Source organism: Paenibacillus sp. P4_E11 (genome assembly GCF_056401635.1).
This window is the reverse complement of the sequence record NZ_JBFUIX010000299.1, coordinates 1-2,945: the sequence shown is the minus strand read 5'-3', so window position 1 is coordinate 2,945 and position 2,945 is coordinate 1. Positions and strand designations below refer to the sequence as shown.

3 protein-coding genes are annotated in these 2,945 nt (G+C 38.9%); all 3 read left to right on the top strand.

Going from position 1 to position 2,945, the window contains the following annotated elements:
• Positions 1–434: 434 nt before the first annotated feature.
• Positions 435–1,130 (top strand): response regulator, encoded by a 696-nt coding sequence (locus AC1DWB_RS33110; RefSeq protein WP_477545342.1) that lies wholly within the window; start codon positions 435–437, stop codon positions 1,128–1,130.
• Positions 1,123–2,127, top strand: coding sequence for a sensor histidine kinase (locus tag AC1DWB_RS33105; protein WP_477545341.1), 1,005 nt, complete (start codon positions 1,123–1,125; stop codon positions 2,125–2,127). The genes AC1DWB_RS33110 and AC1DWB_RS33105 overlap by 8 nt, the downstream gene beginning before the upstream one ends.
• Before the next feature lie 100 nt (positions 2,128–2,227).
• On the top strand, positions 2,228–2,945 hold a 718-nt coding region (locus tag AC1DWB_RS33100), incomplete at its 3' end, for an ABC transporter ATP-binding protein (protein WP_477545340.1).

The following is a 2,945-nucleotide window of genomic DNA, read 5'->3' as shown; positions in this document are numbered from 1 at the left end:
CCATTTCCCCATTCCATTCAATTCAATATCCAACAGACCATGAGAAGTGTCCGCGTCAACCTGGTGCGAGACACACGACCAAACCTCTCATGCATGAATAGTAACAGAACCCTATGAAAGGATTATGAAAGAAACGGAACCGACATGAGTTGCCGTTCAAACGTGACAGAACAAAATCCACTGGGGAGTGATGGAATTGTTAAACATTCAAAGCCATCAGGAACGTGATCAAAGTTCTCAACCTCCACGGTCGAACTCATTCGTTGAACGAAAAATTGATGTCTCTGTTAAAGGGCTGCCTTATAGCGACTACGATTTCGTGTGAAATAGTGACGGCGCTGAAAAGCTTTAATCCAAATTCACCCTTTATAGCATGCAAAAAGGTTTTACTATACAATTAATTGCAGAAGAAGCTAAAGGTGTGGTGAAACCATTTGTTCAAACTCTTGTTAATTGAAGATGACACAACGCTATTTAATGAGATTCGAGATAGATTAGCGCATTGGTCTTATGATGTTTATGGTATTCATGATTTTAGTAAAGTCATTCAAGAGTTTACAGATATTAAACCTGATTTGGTCATTATTGACATTCAATTGCCCAAATTCGATGGGTTTCATTGGTGTAGAATGATTCGAGCTCATTCTAACATTCCGATTATATTTTTATCATCACGCGATCACCCTACGGATATAGTCATGTCTATGCAGCTTGGAGCTGATGATTATATCCAGAAGCCCTTTCATTTCGATGTACTCATTGCAAAGGTACAAGCGATTCTTCGACGCGTATACAATTACAATACGGACAAAATCGAACTCAAATCATGGTGCGATGCAACTGTGGATTATGAGAAAAATGTAGTATCCAATGAGGCAGGATCGGTCGAGCTTACAAAGAATGAAATTTTCATATTAAAATTGCTCATCGAGAAGAAGAATAAGATCGTAAGCCGCGAGGAGCTAATCAATAGTTTGTGGGATGATAAGCGTTTTATAAGCGACAATACCCTTACAGTTAATGTAAATCGTCTGCGAAAAAGGCTGGATGAGCTTGATCTAGGGCGCTTTATTGAAACGAAAGTCGGGCAAGGCTATATGGCTGCAGAAGAGGCGAATGGGTTTGATTAATAACTATGTCAGGGAAAGACGCAGCTGGATCTTGCTCTTTATACTCCAGCAGCTGTTTATCGTCTTCGTCGCTTATATTGATTCGGCGATCCCACTCAAGTCCATCCTCTATCTTGTCTTTTTATCGATGATCTTTTTTACGATCTTCTTAGTTATTCGCTACAATAAAGAAACGAAATTTTACAAAAGTTTAGAAGAACGGGACAACAATCTTGATTTAACAAGTATAGCCGGAGCAGATAGTCCCTTTGAAGAAATCATTGAAAAAAGCATGACGAACCAAGTCGAACTCCTGAAACAGGCTGCTTCGCAAAATCTAATGACTTTAGAGCAAGAGAAAGATGAAATCCTTTCTTGGATTCATGAAGTTAAAACACCGCTGACCGCCATGCATTTAATGATCGACCGCTTAGACGACGAAATGATGAAAACGCATTTAACTTATGAATGGCTGCGAATTCATCTCCTGCTTGATCAACAGCTCCATCAAAGGCGTATACCGTTTATTGAAAATGATTTGTATATGGAACATACAGATGTAGAAACGATTATTTTCAATGAAATTAAAACCTTACAATCATGGTGTATTCAAAAAGGGATCGGCTTTGACATCCATTTAGAAGTGGCTGAAGTGCTTAGTGATGCCAAATGGCTGGCCTTTATCATCAGACAACTCTTAACAAACGCAGTGAAATATAGCCATGCCTCTGATATCATGATTACCAACTATCGGCGAGCTGATCAGGTCATCCTTGAGGTGAAAGATTGTGGASGCGGCATCGACCCCAGAGATCTACCTCGCATATTCGATAAAGGTTTTACATCAACGACCATGCATCAAGACAATGCCGCAACAGGCATGGGGTTATATTTAGCCAAAAAAGTAGCACAGTCATTGCTCATCCATATCCAAGTAAAATCAGAACTTGGAGCAGGAACAACTTTTACATTAACCTTTCCACAAAGAAATGACTTCGTTCGTATCACAAGCGTGTGACAACAATGTCACATGCTTATATGATTTGTTCGGTCAATCGAAGGATAAGTCACGCAAACCCTTTTATAATAACATTATTGAGAAAAGGGAGTGTGTCGATATGGTAATTCTAGAAGCAAATAAAATCCATAAAAGCTATGGTAATAAATTTAATAAGCAATACGTATTAAGTGGTCTGGATATTAGCATTGAAAAAGGTGAATTCGTTAGTATCATGGGCGCATCAGGTTCAGGGAAAACGACATTGCTCAACGTTCTCTCGTCAATTGATAAGATTAGCAACGGCACGATCAAAATCGAAGGAACAGAAATTTCTGGCATGAAGGAAAAGCAGTTAGCTGAATTTCGAAAGAATCATTTAGGTTTTATTTTTCAAGAATACAACTTATTAGATACACTGACAGTCAAGGAGAATATCCTTTTACCGTTATCGATTACAAAGACGCCGAAAAAAGAAGCTGAGCAGAAATTCCAAGCCCTTGCTACAGAATTGGGGATTGTTGATCTGCAAAATAAGTATCCAAATGAAATTTCGGGGGGGCAAAAACAACGCACCTCTGCTGCACGAGCTTTTATTCATGAACCAAGCATTATTTTCGCTGACGAACCCACAGGTGCACTTGATTCTAAATCAGCTTCGGATTTGTTAAACAAACTGAGCGTATTAAATAAGAAAAGAAAGGCAACCTTTATGATGGTTACTCACGATCCGGTAGCAGCTAGTTATTGCAGTATAGTGATCTTTATACTGGATGGGCTAATCTATACGCAATTAAATAAAGGGGTAGAAACAAGACAGACTCTCTTTAAAGACATCA